Raw genomic sequence first — 16,528 nt, forward strand, 5'->3', positions numbered from 1 at the left:
AGGACAACCCCTACCGCGACTACTACATCTGGCGCGACCCCAAGGGCTTCGACGAGGACGGCAAGCCGATTCCGCCGAACAACTGGATTTCCTGCTTCAGCCCCTCCGTGTGGGAATGGGACGAGGCGACCGGCCAGTTCTACCTGCACTACTTCTCCGTCAAGCAGCCCGACCTGAACTGGGAGAACCCGAAGGTCCGCGAAGAGGTCTACGACATCATGCGCTTCTGGCTGGACAAGGGCGTGGACGGCTTCCGCATGGACGTCATCAACCTGATTTCTAAGGACCTCTCCTTCCCCGAGGACCCGGCAATCCTCGCTGGCGGCCTCGACAACTCCCTGGCTGTCGCAGCCAACGGTCCGCGCGTGCACGAATTCCTGCAGGAGATGAACCGCGAGGTCTTGAGCAAGTACCCGGTCATGACCGTGGGCGAAACCCCCTGCGTGACCGTGGACGACGCCGCACTCTACACCGGTTTCGACCGCAACGAGCTGCAGATGGTGTTCCAGTTCGAGCACATGGACGTAGACGCCTCCGAAGGTGGCGTGACCGGCAAGTGGTCCGACCGCCGCTTCAACCTGGTTGACCTCAAGAAGGTCCTCACCCACTGGCAGGAAGGCCTGCACGGCCGCGGCTGGAACTCCCTGTACTGGAACAACCACGACCAGCCGCGCACCGTCTCCCGCTTCGGTAACGACTCCCCCGAGTACCGCACCGTCAGCGCCAAGATGCTCGGCACCGTGCTGCACCTGATGCAGGGCACCCCCTACATCTACCAGGGTGAAGAGCTGGGCATGACCAACGTCTTCTTCGACGATGTGAAGGACTACAACGACCTGGAGATTCACGACTCTTGGCGCAAGTACGTTGAAGAGTCGGGCCGCGTCTCCGCGGAGGACATGCTGCGCTACATCAGCGCCTCCGGTCGCGATAACGCCCGCACCCCCATGCAGTGGACCGCCGGCGAGAACGCAGGCTTCACCACCGGCACCCCGTGGCTGAAGCTGAACCCGCGCTACACCGAAATCAACGCAGAAGCAGAGCTCGCAGACCCGGATTCCGTGTTCTACCACTACCGCGACCTGATTAGCCTGCGCCGCGAGCACCCGATCGTCCTGACCGGTGAGTACCGCCTCCTGGATGAAGAGGACGAGCAGGTCTACGCCTACCTGCGCGTGAACTCCGATGAGGACGCCGCTGCAACCGGCGAGCGCGCCCTGCTGGTCGTAGCTAACTTCACCGATGACACCGTTCAGCTGAACTACGCGGGCGGCAACCTGGATTCGGTGGTTCTGACCAACTCGCAGGCTCTCTCCCCGAACGAGCTGAAGGCTATCGAGAACGCCCCGAAGCTGATTAGCTCGAACTACCGCGATGAGAACCGCGAGTTCACCGACGAGGGCACCCTGTTGCGCCCCTACGAGGCGAAGGTTTACCTCTTCGGCAACGCCGAGTAGGCACGCCCCAAAAATGTAATGCGCGAGGGGGATCCGGAACAGACATTCCGGTCCCTCTTCGCCTATACTTCAATCACAGACAAAATTTGTTCCTCTTTTCGGCTGGATGGCCGGTATAGAAAGGCAATTATGAGCAACTCCGAGGCATACGAGGTTCCCTCCTACGAGGGCCGCCAGTGGTGGAAGGAAGCCGTGGTGTACCAGGTGTACCCCCGCTCCTTCAACGACGCAAACGGCGACGGCATCGGTGACCTGAAGGGTATCACCGAGAAGCTGCCCTACCTGGCTAAGCTGGGTATCAACGTCATCTGGCTCTCCCCTGTGTTCGACTCGCCGAACGTGGATAACGGCTACGACATTTCCGATTACTTCGCCATCATGAGTGACTTCGGCACCATGGAAGACTTCGACGAGATGCTTGAGACCGCCCACAAGCACGGCATCAAGATCCTCATGGACCTGGTCGCAAACCACACCTCCGACCAGCACCCCTGGTTCAAGGCGTCCCGCTCCTCCAAGGACAACCCCTACCGCGACTACTACATCTGGAAGGACCCGAAGGGCTTCGACGAGGACGGCAACCCGATTCCTCCGAACAACTGGGCGTCCGAGTTCGGTGGCCCGGCGTGGGAGTGGGACGAGGCGACCGGCCAGTTCTACCTGCACATCTTCTTCAAGGAACAGCCCGACCTGAACTGGGAGAACGAGAAGGTTCGCGAGGACCTGTACTCCATGGTTCGCTGGTGGCTGGACAAGGGCGTTGACGGCTTCCGCCTGGACGCTATCAACATCATCTCCAAGCCCGAGGGCTACCCGGATGACCCCTCCACCGACTTTGAGAAGCACACCTCCTCGATTCCGTTCGTTATCTCCAACGGCACCATGGTGCACCCGTGGATGAAGGAGCTCACCCGCGAGACCTTCAGCCGCTACGATGTAATGACCGTGGGCGAAACTAGTGCAACCAGCCCCGAGGACGCTAAGCTGTGGGCTGGATACCACACCGGTGAGCTGAACATGATCTTCCACTTCGATCACATGGGCGTGGATAACGACCCGAACGGCTCCCTGGGCGGTAAGTGGTCCTACGCGCCGTACAAGCTGGCCGAGCTCAAGCGCATCCTGAACGAGTGGCAGACCACCCTGGAGGGTAACGCCTGGGGTTCGCTGTATTGGAACAACCACGACCAGCCGCGCGTTGTCTCCCGCTTCGGTAACGATTCGGATGAGTTCCGCACCCTGTCCGCTAAGCAGCTGGCGACCACTCTGCACTTCATGCAGGGCACCCCGTACATTTACCAGGGTGAAGAGCTGGGCATGACCAACGTGAAGTTCGATTCGATTGAGGATTACCGCGACGGTGACTCGATCCGCTTCTACGAGGACATGCACGTTGACCACAAGCGTCTGAGCCACGAAGAGGCGATGCAGGCGATCTACATTAAGGGCCGCGACAATGCTCGTACCCCGGTTCAGTGGGATGCCTCCGCTAACGCTGGTTTCAGCCCCGAGGGTGTGACCCCGTGGATTGCTGTGAACCCGAACTACCCGGCGATTAACGCTGAGGCTGTTCTGGCTGATGAGGATTCGATCTTCTACCACTACCAGCACCTGGTCAACCTGCGCCGCGGCGAGCTGAAGGACCTGATGGTTTATGCGTCCTTCGCTCCGGTGGATTCGGTTCAGGTTCCGCACAACGAGGACGAGGCCGTGTACGCATACACCCGTACCGGTGGCGCTGACGGTTCCCCGGCGAACGAGTCTCTGCTGGTAATTTCGAACTTCACCGCTGAAGAGCAGGAGCGTGACTTCGCCCTGCTGAACGAGGCTCGTGAGGCTGGCGCTCGTGTTGAGCTGGTGAGCTCCAACTACAAGGACGATGCGGGTTCGACCCTGCGCCCCTACGAGGCGAAGGTGTACCACATCGTACGCTAAGCGCTGTAGCTCGTTGAGTGCTACCGCGTGCCGATAAGGTGAATAGACAGTAGAAGGAGGGTGAGGCTTATGCCCCCGCCCTCCTTTTGCTGTCTTTTTGTTGTCTTCTTGGTGATCCCGGCGTGCTTTCTTGGCTCTGCTTAGCTGGAGGCTCTGCTCAACTGGAGAAGACGAGCTGTAGGATTGGCACGGCGAGGGCTATCATTCCTACGCTGACGACGGCCCCGGAGGCGATAATGGGTGCGGCTGTTCCTTCGTGCCGGTAGTGGGTTTCCAGAATGACGATATTAGCTGCTGGCGGCAGCACTCCGAGAACAAAAAGTACCTGTGGGTGCGCCAGTAGCTGATTGAGGTGCACTCCGGTGTGCGTATGCATCCAGTATGCAGCGGTGAGTATGCCGACGCTGTAGACGCTCACGAGCACGACACGCAGTAGCGCCCACCGGACGGCTTGTTTGAGGTCGGTTCGGTGCAGGCGGGCGGTGCTCAGCCACATGCCTAGCACCATGAGCCCTACGAAGCTGAAGACCCAGGTGATGAGCCGGTAGATACCGGCGGCGTGGGTGTTAAGGAGCGGTCCGGCGGGCAGGCATATCAGGCCGATAGCTACGGCGATAATGGGGCGGTTAGTGAGCAGGGACCGCCATACTGCACCGACGGCAGCTTTTTGGGCGGGCTTGACTCGGCTATTCGTGAGTTCCTCTGTGTTGGTTTCTCTGCGCATGAGTGAGGTGCCGAGGATATTACCCATGACGGAGTTGCCGATATACGCGCCGACGTATAGGCGTACGGCTTCCTCGCCCCAGAAGCTGGCAACTACGGGGATTCCGAAGATTCCAGCGTTGAGGTAAACGAGGGCGAGCCGCTGCACCGGGTCGTTCGTGAAGAAGGCGGCGCAGCGTACTAGAAGCGCCATGAGCACCATGGTGGAGGCTGCCATGAAGAAGAGTTCGGGGCGGCTGGTGGCGACGATGTAAACGATGACGGTGGGGATAATCCAGCGGGTCAGCAGCGCGGAGGCGCTTTCTTTCAGACGGTTGCCCCAGTGCTCGGGTAGCAACATTGCGAGTCCGAAGCCTACCCCTAAGTAGAGGAGTGGGAGGATCATTCCCATGCTTGTTCCTTTCGCTGTTGCTGTGTCTGTGCCGTTGTTTTACGGCTAAGGTCCCTGTCTAATAACCCTACACTGAACCTTCAGGTTGAGGTTTATTGATTTTTTGTTGTATTTTTCGAAATTTTCGCGTCATATTGCATCTTATTCGCTGATGCTCTCGTTTTTTATACGGTTCGCTTCTAATCTTGAAATATAGAGAGAATATATTTTCCACCACATTCTTTCGTTCTATCACAGACACTCATTTCTTACGAGATGAGGAACTAGGCTGTTTCTTCTCCCGTAAGGCTAAATATGCAGGAGCCCGCAATGCAACAACCGTATCAATCTCCCCCTCCCGAATCCGGTGGCGTCCCCCAGCAATCTGCAAAGCGTCCTGCGCAGGCTTCTAGCCAGCATGCTGATGCGCATATTCCGCAGCGCTCTTCTGCTCTGCTTACTGCCCCTGCTACAGCTTCTATAGCCGCTGTACCCGCCTCTGAGGGCCCTGAGCAGACCTTTAGGGTGACTCACCCGGTGTTGAGTGTTATCTCGTGGCTGATTGCGGCTGCGAGCGCTGTGTGGCTTGTCATTCTGGGCGTCTCATTGGTGTTGAATGTCGCGTCGGGAGTGAGCCATGATTCTGAGTTTATGATGCTGACCTACGGCGTGTATATGGCGTGCGCGTTTGGGTTCTGCTGTTTTGGTACGTTTTTTGCTCTGCATTTTGGGTTGGGGTCGAGCGCTCATTGGCGTGATTCGATTCGTCACCCGCATCACCCGCATTAAAGGTTTTTCTTTTCCCCGTGTGGTTTTGTGGAGAGTTTTTAGTTCTTTTATTTGAACTCTCGTTTTAAATATTTTGGTGTTTTTCTTTAAAATTCATGCGAAAAATCTAGGCTACGGAGTATTTTCAGAAACGCTCATATGAAAGAAGCCGCCCGGCGCATCACAGCAGGATGCACCGGGCGGCTCCTTACGGGGCTTCAGCCATCTTAGGTTGCACACTCAAAGGGGTTCAGGAGCCGAACATGCAGACGCTCAAAATCTTTGACATTGCGCGTTACGAGAGTAAGACCATGAGTCAAAGCAGTTGCAGCGATCCATGCGTCGTTCTCCGGCGCTTTATCCGGCACGTGAAGCCCTGCACAACAATCAGCTACAGCTCCGTCAATGACAAGAGTTCGTTTCTGAAATTTCTCTCGAACTGCCAAAAACCACTCACGCAGATAAGCACCTTGTATCGGATCTTTACGCTCCATAGCAAGCACACCGCGCTCTAGTTCCATAAGGGTCACGACGCTAATATAGAGTGGCTTTTCTGAATAACGGCGAAACCACGACTCAAAAACAGGGTCAGCCTTACCGCGTGAGAGCTTCCACAACTCAGAAATAATATTGGTATCAAGCAGGTACATCGTTGTCCCCTAGAACTCTACAATGGGGCGCTGATGTGCGGAACGTTCTGCCGTGGGGAATTCTTCGGGCAGGTCCATACCTTCAGCAGGTTGAGGGTAGTTTGCGAAGAAATCATACAGGGAAGAGCTCTCATTCTGGCTACGCGAATACTCTTCATAGGTCATAAGGACATAGGTGGGTTCACCACGCTTAGTGATAATAACGGGTGATTGCTGAGCCTGCTTCTGGGCTTTGGCGAGATTTTGGTTGAACTCGCGGCTGGTCATAACGGTCATAATTTCCCCCTTGCTGCTCACGACATGAAAACATAAATAATGTAACTACGTAGCTACATTATATTTTCCTTTCAGTACTACGACAACCCCTCCATCTTCAGACCCGCTATATATCGTTAGGAAGATACGAAGAAGCCGCCCGGCGCATCCACAAACGGATACACCGGGCGGCTTCTTCACGGGCTCTCAGCTACAAAGCTACGTAGCCCAAAGTAGGGATTACTCCCACGCGGGGATTATTACTCCCACTCAATGGTTCCCGGGGGCTTGGAGGTAACGTCCAGCACCACTCGGTTAACGTCCTTGACCTCGTTGGTAATACGGTTCGAGATCTTAGCCAGCAGGTCGTACGGCAGGCGCGACCAGTCAGCGGTCATTGCGTCTTCCGAAGAGACCGGGCGCAGAACAATCGGGTGGCCGTAAGTACGGCCGTCACCCTGAACGCCCACGGAACGAACGCCAGCCAGCAGAACCACGGGGCACTGCCAGATGTGCTCATCCTGACCTGCTGCGGTCAGCTCTTCACGCACGATAGCGTCAGCGGCACGCAGGGTCTCCAGGTTCTCGCGATTAACCTCGCCGACAATGCGGATGCCCAGGCCGGGGCCGGGGAACGGCTGACGTGCCACGATCTTCTCGGGAACGCCGAGCTCACGACCGATAGCGCGAACCTCGTCCTTGAACAGGGTGCGCAGCGGCTCAACCAGTTCGAAGGTCAGGTCGTCGGGGAGGCCGCCCACGTTGTGGTGGCTCTTAATGTTTGCGGTGCCGTCGCCACCGCCGGACTCGACAACGTCCGGGTACAGGGTGCCCTGGACCAGGAACTTGATGTCTGCGCCCTCTTCGCCCGCTTCGGCAATCAGCTTGCGCTGTGCCTCTTCGAAGGAGCGGATGAACTCGCGGCCGATAGCCTTACGCTTCGCCTCGGGCTCGGTGACGCCCTCGAGAGCGGAGAGGAAACGCTCCGACTCGTCGATGGTGATGACCTTGATACCCATGGAGGCTGCGTAGTCCTGCTCGACCTGTTCACGCTCGCCCTCACGGAGCAGACCGTGGTCAATGAAGAAGCAGGTGAGCTGGTCACCAACAGCCTTGTGCACGAGTGCTGCTGCCACGGAGGAGTCAACGCCGCCGGAGAGCGCGCAGATGACGCGGTCGCTACCGACCTGCTCGCGAATCTTAGCAACCTGCTCTTCGATGATGTTGTTGGTGGACCAGGTGGGCTTCAGACCTGCCACATTGTAGAGGAAGTTCTCCAGGGCGACCTGGCCGTAGTCGGAGTGCTTCACCTCGGGGTGCCACTGCACGCCGCCGAGCTTGCGGGACTCATCCACGAATGCTGCCACGGATGCGCCGGGGGTCGTTGCCAGCACCTCGAAGCCTTCGGGGGCTTCGGTCACGGAGTCACCGTGAGACATCCACACGTTCTGGGTGGTGGGGGTGCCGGTCAGGAAGGAGGAGTTCTCAGCGCAGATCACAGCGTCGGTTGCGCCGTATTCGCGCAGACCGGTCTGGGCGACGGTGCCGCCGAGGGTCTGGGCCATGACCTGGAAGCCGTAGCAGATACCGAAGATCGGCACGCCAGCTTCAAACAGGGCCTTGTCACCCTTGGGGGCGCCATCGGCGTAGACCGAGGAGGGGCCACCGGAGAGCACGATGGCTGCCGGGTTCTTGGCGAGCATCTTCTCAGTGCTCATGGAGTGGGGGACGATTTCGGAGTAGATGCCGGCCTCACGCACGCGACGAGCAATGAGCTGTGCGTACTGTGCACCGTAATCTACCACCAGGACGGGACGCTCTTCGAGCTGGTCCAGGTTCACAGAGTTGGTCACGAAAATTACCTCAACGTGTTGGTACTAATCCGCGCACTTGCGCGGGGATATATCTATTTTACGCTATCGCTGTACGCCGCCGACGGTACGTAGCCGCTCCCCCATCCCGGGGTGCCGCTACATGCTCTAACGGGAGTAGAGCGTGCGTATAGAAAGCACCGCCCGGCGACCGGCAGACCACAAACCTGCCAACCGCCAAGCGGTGATTCATGAAGCTACCTTAGCCGCGGTACGCGGGAACCACGGTCAGGTCAGCCTTCTGGAACTTCTTCAGGTCCAGGTAACCGCAGTTAGCCATTGCGCGCTTGAGCGCACCGACAATGTTGCTGGTGCCGTTCACGTGGTGCGAAGGGCCGTACAGGACCTCCTCCAGGGAGCCGACAACACCCAGCGGGGTGCGCACGCCGCGCGGGAAGTCCAGCGAGTGCGCCTCGTTGCCCCAGTACCAGCCCTGGCCGGGAGCCTCGGAGGCGCGAGCCAGCGGAGCACCCAGCATGACAGCGTCAGCGCCCAGTGCGAGCGCCTTCACCATGTCGCCGGAGCGACCCAGGGAGCCGTCAGCAATCACGTGTACGTAGCGGCCGCCGGACTCGTCCAGGTAGTCGGAACGTGCCGCTGCCACGTCGGCGATAGCGGTTGCCATCGGTGCAGAAATACCCAGGCCCTGGCGGGTGGTCTGTGCAGAACCGCCACCGAAGCCCACCAGCACACCGGCTGCGCCGGTACGCATCAGGTGCTTAGCCTGCGAGTAGCCAGCCACGCCACCAACAATGACCGGAACGTCGAGCTCGTAGATGAACTTCTTCAGGTTCAGCGGCTCGTGCGAGGTCGAAATGTGCTCAGCGGAGACGGATGCGCCGCGGATGACGAACAGCTCAACGCCAGCCTTCACCACGGTCTCGTAGTGCTCCTGGGTGTTCTGCGGGCTCAGGGAGCCTGCAACGACCACGCCGGAGTCACGAATCTCTTCCAGGCGTGCAGTGATCAGTTCCGGCTTAATCGGCTCGGAGTAAATCTGCTGCATGCGGGTGGTTGCGGAGGCGGGGTCCGCCTCGGGCAGCTCAACAATCTCGTCGAGCAGCGGCTGCGGGTCCTCGTAGCGGGTCCACAGACCCTCGAGGTTCAGCACGCCCAGGCCACCCAGCTTACCCAGTGCAATGGCGGTCGCCGGGGACATGACCGAGTCCATGGGCGCACCAATGATGGGGGTGTCGAACTTGAAAGCGTCAATCTGCCAGGAGGTGTCGACGTCGCGGCGGTCGCGGGTACGACGGGTAGGCACCAGCGCCACATCGTCCAGGGAGTAGGTGGGGCGGGCGTTCTTAGAGAGGCCAATCTGAATTTCAGACATGGGGTGAATCCTTTCGAATTCGGTTTGAGGGGTGCCGCTGGGCGTTATTCGCGCCGATGCCCGCCCGATACCTGAACGGGTATGGGGCGGGCTCAACGGCGCATGGTGTGCACACCATGCGGCGAATCATCGTTGGTGAGGCGTTTTAGCGGCGGTAGTTCGGTGCCTCAACGGTCATCATGATGTCGTGCGGGTGCGATTCCTTCAGACCTGCGGGGGTGATGCGCACGAACTGACCCTTGTACTTAAGCTCCTCGATGGTGCGGGAACCGACGTAGAACATGGTCTGGCGCAGGCCACCTTCGAGCTGGTGAATCACTGCGGAGAGCGGGCCGCGGAAGGGAACCTGACCCTCAATACCCTCGGGGATCAGCTTCTCTTCGCTGGAGACGTCAGCCTGGAAGTAGCGGTCCTTGGAGAAGGACTTGTGACGGCCACGAGTCTGCATCGCGCCGAGCGAACCCATGCCGCGGTATGCCTTGTACTGCTTACCGTTCATGAAGATCAGCTCACCGGGGGACTCGGTGGTGCCGGCAAGCAGGGAGCCGAGCATCACGGAGTCAGCGCCGGCAACCAGTGCCTTGCCAATCTCGCCGGAGTGCTGCATACCGCCGTCAGCAATCAGCGGCACACCTGCCGGGATAGCTGCCTTAGCGGACTCGTTGATAGCGGTCACCTGGGGAACACCAACACCGGCGATGATGCGGGTGGTGCAGATGGAGCCGGGGCCAACGCCAACCTTCACGCCGTCAGCGCCAGCGTCGATGATAGCCTGTGCGCCCAGGCGGGTTGCAGCCTGGCCACCGATGACGTCCACGTGTGCTGCGGCGGGGTCCTTCTTCAGGCGGGCAATCATGTCGAGCACGCCCTGGGAGTGACCGTTTGCGGTGTCCACGAACAGTGCGTCGACGCCAGCCTCGACCAGGGTCATTGCGCGCTCGTAGCCGTCACCGAAGAAGCCGATAGCGGCGCCGGCACGCAGGCGGCCGTCCTCGTCCTTGGTGGCGTTGGGGTACTGCTCAGTCTTGACGAAGTCCTTGAGGGTAATCAGACCGGCGAGCTTGCCTGCGTCGTCGACCAGGGGCAGACGCTCAATCTTGTTGTGGGACAGCAGCGCGAATGCTTCGTCCTTGGTGACGCTGGGGTGCGCGGTGACCAGCGGCATGGGGGTCATGATGTCGCGGACGCGAATGCCCTCGTAGTCGGAGCGGGAGATGTAGCGGATATCGCGGTTGGTGATAATACCTTCCAGCACGCCCTCTTCGCTGACGACGGGCAGACCGGAGACCCTGTAGTAGCCGCAGACCTCGTCGTATTCGGCGATGGTTGCGTCAGCACCGATGGTGACGGGGTTAATGATCATGCCGGACTCGGAGCGCTTGACGCGGTCCACGTGTGCAGCCTGGTCCTCGATGGAGAGGTTGCGGTGGATAACGCCCATACCGCCCAGACGTGCCATAGCGATTGCCATAGCGGAGTCGGTCACGGTGTCCATTGCGGCGGAAATGATGGGGGTGTTCAGGGTGATGCGCTTGGACAGGCGGGTGGAGGTGTCCGCATCGGAGGGGATGACGTCGGTGTTGCCGGGCAGCAGCAGCACGTCATCGTAGGTCAGGCCGGTGAAGCCGAAGGGATCCTCGGACAGAGCGGTGGGAATGGTCATTGTCTACCTTTCGGATGCTGGCTTCATCGGTGAGAAGCTCAGCCTATACGTTGCGTATGTCAAGATGCGGTACGACCCGTCTGCTCGCACCCCACAAGGTGGTTTGAGCGCAAACGGGAGCAGCTTACCTTCTATAGTAAACCGCTAGAGGTTTCTTTGCTGAGAAGCACTCAGAGTAAGCATTCCTCAGCGGGAGGCTGTCGGCAGGTTCTAACGCCCCCGCGAACGCGAGCGCATCCGAGCCTACCGACAGCGAGTGCCCGGTACCGCCTCCATGGTGGAGGGGCGGCACCGGGCACACACACTATTTAGGCTTCTTCAGTTTCTTCGGGCTTCTCAACCACCAGGGTCTCGGTGGTCAGCACCAGAGCCGCGATGGAGGATGCGTTCTGCAGAGCCGAACGGGTCACCTTCACCGGGTCAATCACGCCGGCTTCGATGAGGTCCACGTACTCGCCGGTCTTGGCGTTGAAGCCGTGGCCCACGGGCAGCTCGGAGACCTTGGAGACGATGACGTAGCCGTCTTCGCCCGCGTTCTCAGCGATCCAGCGCAGCGGCTGAACCAGGGCACGGCGAACGATCTGTACACCAACGTTTGCGTCGTGGTTGCCCAGGTCCATGCCGTCCAGTGCCTTCAGCGCGTGAACCAGTGCGGAACCGCCACCGGAGACGATGCCCTCTTCCAGGGCTGCACGGGTGGAGGACACAGCATCCTCGATGCGGTGCTTGCGTTCCTTCGCCTCAACCTCGGTTGCGGCACCGACCTTGATGACACCCACACCGCCGGCGAGCTTAGCCAGGCGCTCCTTGAGCTTCTCGCGGTCCCATTCGGAATCCACACGCTCAATTTCACGGCGCAGCTGCTGCACGCGGTCCTCGATTGCCTCGGGGTCGCCGCCACCGTCCACGATGGTGGTGTGGGACTTGGTGACGGTCACGCGGCGTGCCGAGCCCAGGTGCTCCAGGGTGACCTGCGGCAGGTCAATGCCGAGCTCACCGGTCACGACGGTGCCGCCGGTCAGAATTGCCAAATCCTGCATGATTGCCTTGCGGCGGTCACCGAAACCGGGAGCCTTCAGAGCGACCACATTGATGGTGCCGCGCAGCTTGTTCACGACCAGTGCGGAGAGCGCCTCACCGTCAACGTCTTCTGCGATGATGGTCAGCGGCTTCTTCGCCTGAACGATCTTCTCGAGCACGGGCATGATTTCTGCGATGGTGGAAATCTTGCCCTGGTAGAGCAGCACGAGGCTGTTCTCCAGCACTGCTTCGCCGCGCTCAGCGTCGGTGACGAAGGAGGGCGAGAGGTAGCCTTTGTCGAACTGCATACCTTCGGTGATGTCCAGTTCGATTTCGGTAGAGGAGCCGTCTTCGATGGTGATGACGCCGTCCTGGCCGACCTTCTCGAAGGCGCGAGCCAGCAGCTCACCAATCTGCTCGGACTGGGCAGAGATAGCGGCAACGTGCGCCACCTCGGGGCCCTGCACGGGGCGTGCGTTCTCGAGCAGGCGTGCGGAAACAGCCTCCACAGCAGCCTCAATGCCGCGCTTGACGTCGGCGGGAGCCGCACCGCTGGTCACGTTGCGCAGACCCTCGTTGACCAGTGCCTGTGCGAGCACGGTTGCGGTGGTGGTGCCGTCGCCGGCTACGTCGTTGGTCTTGGTGGCGACTTCCTTCGCCAGCTGGGCGCCCAGGTTCTCGTACGGGTCGTCCAGTTCAATCTCGCGGGCAATGGACACGCCGTCGTTGGTGATGACGGGCGCACCCCACTGCTTGTCGAGCACAACGTTGCGCCCGCGCGGGCCGAGGGTTACCTTGACCGCGTTTGCCAGCTTATCGACGCCGGCCTGCAGGGACTTGCGGGCTGCATCGTTGAATTCAAGCTGCTTAGCCATGTGTTCGCTACTCCTAGTGCGTCACAGAAAGGAAATTTTGAGGGGCAGATGATAGCTCATGCGCCGCACCGGATGAACGGTACGGCGCATGAGTATTCGAAGTAATTAGTCGACGATTGCCAGAACGTCGCGTGCGGAGAGAATCAGGTACTCTTCGCCCTGGTACTTGACCTCGGTGCCACCGTAGCGGGAGAACACGACAACGTCGCCTTCCTTGATGTCTACGGGGATGCGGTTGCCCTTCTCATCCACGCGGCCCGGACCAACGGCGACAACGCGTGCTTCCTGCGGCTTTTCCTTCGCAGTTTCGGGGATGACCAGACCGGATGCGGTGGTCTGCTCAGCCTGTTCGATCTTGATAACGACGCGGTCTTCCAGCGGCTTGATGGCCATAATCGGTTCCTCCGGATTGTGGATTGACGTTTGATGCGAGACAGCGGCGCAGTGGCGCGCCCAAGGTACTGTCTCGAGTGCTACCTCAACTCTAGTTTCACCTGCGCTTTCGGTCAAGAAAAGCGGCGCTCTGCCGGGGCGTTTCACCGCAAGGCGAACGCCGAGCAAAAAGCTGGGCAAATCGGGCTCCCCACCTCTCAAAACCGGCACCCCGTAAAATGAGGAGCATGCCTATTCCCGCATCCCCTTTTACACCCGCCGCCGAGCTTCCGTTCAGCGCCGAAGCACTCGCGGCAGCCGACGAGCTCTACCCGCTGGGTTCAGATACGCTCAGCGCCGTTACTTCTTTGCGTTCGCGAGGTTTTAGCCCCGAGGAGTCTGCACAGATTATTTCGCTGGCGCAGGCTCGTACCCGTGCGCGCGCCAAGTTCGGCGAGCGCGCCCGCACGCTCATGATCACTCAGGAGGCGGCGGAGCAGGCAACCCGCCCGGTGATTGCGCACTATCGTGCTCAGCGTCTGCGCCCGGTTACCGGCACGGTGGCTGATTTGGGGTGCGGTATCGCCTCGGATTCTGCCGTGTATGCGGCAGATCGCGGTGCCGTGGTTGCGGTGGAGCTGGACCCGCTGACGGCTTCTTTTGCGGCGAAGAACCTAGAGTTTTGCCCGCAGGCGCGCGTGTATTCGGGGGATGTGACCGATTATGTGCACGGTGAACTTCTGGACGCTGCCGGTGAGCCGGTGGGCATTGTGTGGATGGACCCGGCACGCCGCGAGTTGCGCGGCGCTAAGAAGGCTCAGACGGAGCGTCTTTTTGATCCGGAGGCGTTCTCTCCCCCGTTCTCGTTCGTACTGAATCTGGCACGCACTGGGGTGCCGATGGGCGTGAAGTTGGGTCCCGGTTTTCCGCATGAGGGCATCCCCTCGCCCGAAGATATTGCGTCGGAGGCGAACCCCGCCCCGCGCGTTGAGGCGGAGTGGATCCAGTCGGAGGGTTCCCTCGCCGAGTTGGTGCTCTGGTTTAACGCACTGGCTCAGGAGGGGGTGGCTCGCACGGCAACCTCTGTGCGCGAGTGGCCTGCGGAAGAGGCTACCCCCAACGAAGGCTCCACCGAAGGATCCACCGGAGGCACCGCCGAAACCTGCGCCCTACTGCCTCCCTACGAGGCGGTGAACTTCCGCAGCCCCTTGACGGCGGAAGAGGCACAGCAGAGCGTTGACGTTCCGGTGTCCCTACCTCAGCCCGGTGATTACCTGCTGGAGCCTGCCCCGGCGATTGTGCGCTCGCACCTGGTCGCTGAGTTTGCGCAGAGTATTGGCGCGCACCTGCTGGATGAGCACCTGGCGTACCTGTGTTCTGCCGAGCCGGTGGCGCATCCGCTGGTTGCCTGCTACGAGGTGCTGGAGGAGATTCCCCTGCAGGAGAAGCAGCTGAAGCATTGGGTGCGTGAGCAGGGCTTTACGGCGCTGACTATTAAGAAGCGTGGCGTGGATATTGTTCCGGAGCAGTTGCGGGCGCGACTACTGGGTTCTGCGGGTTCTAAGCCTTCCAAGAAGAAACAGAAAAAGAACGCTAATTCTTCTTCGGGTACTCAGGAGTCCTCGTACCGTCCGGCAACGCTGGTCTTTACCCGCATCGGTTCGGGTAGGGATTCACGACGCGTCGGCTGGCACGTGCGCCCGCTCCAACCTCGCCAGCCCTAACTAACCAGCCTTGACTACTCAACCCTGGCTACCCAACCCTGACTGCCCAGCCCCGAGGACAGGTTACCGTTCATGACGATTCATTACGGTACCGTTCCGGATTCTGCACTCGACAGGGCACTGGGAACCGCAAGACCGTACACTAGATACGGTGCCGGATAAAGATACTGTGCCTGATCAAAGATACGCGGCCTAGTAGAGGTACTCCCTCAAGGAGCCAGCTCTCACAGGCTAGCGCACAGCCGGGCAGAGCCCACCGATAATAACTTCCATAGTCGGCACCATGCACGACCCTATTTCCAGACGCAGGAAAGGCAATATGATCGACTTTGCTACCTCCCCGCAGTCCACTCTCGGCGTGGAATGGGAGATTGCGCTTATCGACCGTGAAAGCGGCGCACTGACCCAGCGCGCCAGCGAGGTGCTATCCATCCTGCGCGAGCGCCGCCCCGAGCTGCTTGAGCCCGCCTCCGACCGGGCGCACGTGACCGGGGAATTCCTGGAGAACACCATCGAGGTCATCACCGGCGTCTGCACGACCGTGGCGCAGGCCTGCCGCCAGCTGCAGGAGTTGACCGACACCATTCGCGAGATTACCGACGGGCTGGGTATCGAGTTCTACCCGACGGGCACGCACCCGTTCTCCCGCTGGTCCGAGCAGCCCGTCGTGGCCAAAGAACGCTATCGGCGCGTCGTGGAGCGCGCCCAGTATTGGGGCCGCCACATGGTCATCTACGGCGTGCACGTGCACGTGGGTGTGGATTCTCGCGATAAGGTTCTGCCGCTCGTTGACGCGCTCACCAACTACGGGCCGCACCTGCTGGCGCTCTCCTGCTCCTCCCCCTACTGGGACGGGGTCGATACCGGTTACGCCTCGCACCGCACCCAGCTCTACCAGCAGCTGCCGACCAACGGCCTGCCCTTCCACTTCGACACCTGGGAGCAGTACAGCGAGTACCTGGATTCACTGGTGGCGACCGACGTGATTAACGACCCGAGTGAGGACCGCTGGGATGTGCGCCCGGTTCCGCGCTACGGCACCATTGAGATGCGCTATTGCGACGGCCTGGCCTCCCTGCCGGATGTTGCGGCGATCGTGGCGTTCACCCAGTGCCTGGTGGAGTACTTCTCCCGCCGCATTGAGGCCGGCGACAAGCCCGAGGTGCTGGCCCCCTGGCACGCGCAGGAGAATAAGTGGCGCGTGGCCCGCTACGGCCTGGACGCAAAGATCGTGGTTTCCAACGCGCCGGAGCAGCGCACCTTGCGCGAGGACTTTGAACTGCTGCTGCCCGAGCTGGAGCCGGTGGCCCGCGACCTGGACTGCGAGGTGGAGCTGGCACAGGTGCGCCGCATCCTTGCGGAAGGTACGGGAGCCGACCGCCAGCGTGCAGTGTTCGAGCGCACCGGCTCGATGCGTGAGGTGGCACTGGATGTGGCCGCGCAGTCTCGTGCGCGAGCGCTGCGCTAACCCCTCGCGGGAAGAAAACTTAGATACGTAAAATGCCTCGGCGC

The 16,528-nt window shown here is 60.4% G+C and carries 13 protein-coding genes; 5 read left to right on the top strand and 8 right to left on the bottom strand.

The window, feature by feature from the left end; all coding sequences use genetic code 11:
- Both HMPREF2749_RS05540 and HMPREF2749_RS05545 read left to right on the top strand, forming a co-directional pair.
- Nucleotides 1-1,457, top strand: a 1,457-nt coding sequence (locus tag HMPREF2749_RS05540) for a glycoside hydrolase family 13 protein (RefSeq protein ID WP_070593715.1), incomplete at its 5' end; no start/stop codon positions are given.
- Between the two features lie 129 nt (nucleotides 1,458-1,586).
- On the top strand, nucleotides 1,587-3,392 hold the full coding sequence (locus tag HMPREF2749_RS05545; RefSeq protein WP_049353337.1) for a glycoside hydrolase family 13 protein: 1,806 nt from the start codon (nucleotides 1,587-1,589) through the stop codon (nucleotides 3,390-3,392).
- Between the two features lie 287 nt (nucleotides 3,393-3,679).
- Here the strand turns inward: HMPREF2749_RS05545 and HMPREF2749_RS09490 are convergent, their stop codons facing one another.
- A complete protein-coding gene (locus HMPREF2749_RS09490) occupies nucleotides 3,680-3,886 on the bottom strand; it encodes an EspF repeat-containing protein (protein WP_161799347.1) in 207 nt (68 codons plus the stop codon).
- Nucleotides 3,887-4,800: 914 nt separating this feature from the next.
- Here HMPREF2749_RS09490 and HMPREF2749_RS09245 point away from each other — a divergent pair.
- Nucleotides 4,801-5,274 (top strand): hypothetical protein, encoded by a 474-nt coding sequence (locus HMPREF2749_RS09245; RefSeq protein ID WP_141747366.1) that lies wholly within the window; start codon nucleotides 4,801-4,803, stop codon nucleotides 5,272-5,274.
- A 206-nt stretch (nucleotides 5,275-5,480) separates the two neighbouring features.
- Here the strand turns inward: HMPREF2749_RS09245 and HMPREF2749_RS09120 are convergent, their stop codons facing one another.
- From HMPREF2749_RS09120 to groES, 7 genes are all read right to left on the bottom strand, one after another.
- Nucleotides 5,481-5,903 carry a type II toxin-antitoxin system VapC family toxin gene (locus HMPREF2749_RS09120; RefSeq protein WP_083301090.1) on the bottom strand — a complete coding sequence of 141 codons (423 nt, stop codon included), beginning with the start codon at nucleotides 5,901-5,903 and terminating at the stop codon, nucleotides 5,481-5,483.
- A gap of 9 nt (nucleotides 5,904-5,912) precedes the next feature.
- Nucleotides 5,913-6,179, bottom strand: a complete 267-nt coding sequence (locus HMPREF2749_RS05560) for a type II toxin-antitoxin system Phd/YefM family antitoxin (protein ID WP_070593719.1) — start codon at nucleotides 6,177-6,179, stop codon at nucleotides 5,913-5,915.
- Nucleotides 6,180-6,418: 239 nt separating this feature from the next.
- The gene (gene guaA, locus HMPREF2749_RS05565; RefSeq protein WP_012903093.1) at nucleotides 6,419-8,011 is read right to left on the bottom strand and encodes a glutamine-hydrolyzing GMP synthase; all 1,593 of its coding nucleotides are present in this window, start codon (nucleotides 8,009-8,011) and stop codon (nucleotides 6,419-6,421) included.
- A gap of 220 nt (nucleotides 8,012-8,231) precedes the next feature.
- Nucleotides 8,232-9,362, bottom strand: coding sequence for a GuaB3 family IMP dehydrogenase-related protein (locus HMPREF2749_RS05570; RefSeq protein WP_005505070.1), 1,131 nt, complete (start codon nucleotides 9,360-9,362; stop codon nucleotides 8,232-8,234).
- A 145-nt stretch (nucleotides 9,363-9,507) separates the two neighbouring features.
- Nucleotides 9,508-11,025, bottom strand: coding sequence for an IMP dehydrogenase (gene guaB / locus HMPREF2749_RS05575; RefSeq protein WP_070593720.1), 1,518 nt, complete (start codon nucleotides 11,023-11,025; stop codon nucleotides 9,508-9,510).
- 308 nt (nucleotides 11,026-11,333) lie between these two features.
- Nucleotides 11,334-12,920 carry a chaperonin GroEL gene (gene groL / locus HMPREF2749_RS05580; RefSeq protein ID WP_049341811.1) on the bottom strand — a complete coding sequence of 529 codons (1,587 nt, stop codon included), beginning with the start codon at nucleotides 12,918-12,920 and terminating at the stop codon, nucleotides 11,334-11,336.
- Between the two features lie 105 nt (nucleotides 12,921-13,025).
- Complete coding sequence (gene groES, locus HMPREF2749_RS05585) at nucleotides 13,026-13,313, bottom strand: co-chaperone GroES (RefSeq protein ID WP_005505066.1); 288 nt, start codon at nucleotides 13,311-13,313, stop codon at nucleotides 13,026-13,028.
- 227 nt (nucleotides 13,314-13,540) lie between these two features.
- Between groES and HMPREF2749_RS05590 the strand changes: the two genes are divergently transcribed.
- Together HMPREF2749_RS05590 and HMPREF2749_RS05595 are read left to right on the top strand one after the other, a co-directional pair.
- Nucleotides 13,541-15,016, top strand: a complete 1,476-nt coding sequence (locus HMPREF2749_RS05590; protein ID WP_239662249.1) for a class I SAM-dependent methyltransferase — start codon at nucleotides 13,541-13,543, stop codon at nucleotides 15,014-15,016.
- Between the two features lie 319 nt (nucleotides 15,017-15,335).
- A complete protein-coding gene (locus HMPREF2749_RS05595; RefSeq protein WP_070593722.1) occupies nucleotides 15,336-16,484 on the top strand; it encodes a glutamate--cysteine ligase in 1,149 nt (382 codons plus the stop codon).
- Nucleotides 16,485-16,528 lie beyond the last annotated feature (44 nt).

It is taken from the genome of Rothia sp. HMSC075F09 (assembly GCF_001810515.1).
Taxonomy (GTDB): Bacteria; Actinomycetota; Actinomycetes; order Actinomycetales; family Micrococcaceae; genus Rothia.

Coding starts and splice junctions, on each gene's coding strand:
- HMPREF2749_RS05545 (WP_049353337.1), top strand. CDS start 1,587: ATGAGCAACTCCGAGGCATACGAGGTTCCCTCCTACGAGGGCCGCCAG.
- HMPREF2749_RS09245 (WP_141747366.1), top strand. CDS start 4,801: ATGCAGGAGCCCGCAATGCAACAACCGTATCAATCTCCCCCTCCCGAA.
- HMPREF2749_RS09120 (WP_083301090.1), bottom strand. CDS start 5,903: ATGTACCTGCTTGATACCAATATTATTTCTGAGTTGTGGAAGCTCTCA.
- HMPREF2749_RS05560 (WP_070593719.1), bottom strand. CDS start 6,179: ATGACCGTTATGACCAGCCGCGAGTTCAACCAAAATCTCGCCAAAGCC.
- HMPREF2749_RS05570 (WP_005505070.1), bottom strand. CDS start 9,362: ATGTCTGAAATTCAGATTGGCCTCTCTAAGAACGCCCGCCCCACCTAC.
- guaB (WP_070593720.1), bottom strand. CDS start 11,025: ATGACCATTCCCACCGCTCTGTCCGAGGATCCCTTCGGCTTCACCGGC.
- groL (WP_049341811.1), bottom strand. CDS start 12,920: ATGGCTAAGCAGCTTGAATTCAACGATGCAGCCCGCAAGTCCCTGCAG.
- groES (WP_005505066.1), bottom strand. CDS start 13,313: ATGGCCATCAAGCCGCTGGAAGACCGCGTCGTTATCAAGATCGAACAG.
- HMPREF2749_RS05590 (WP_239662249.1), top strand. CDS start 13,541: ATGCCTATTCCCGCATCCCCTTTTACACCCGCCGCCGAGCTTCCGTTC.
- HMPREF2749_RS05595 (WP_070593722.1), top strand. CDS start 15,336: ATGATCGACTTTGCTACCTCCCCGCAGTCCACTCTCGGCGTGGAATGG.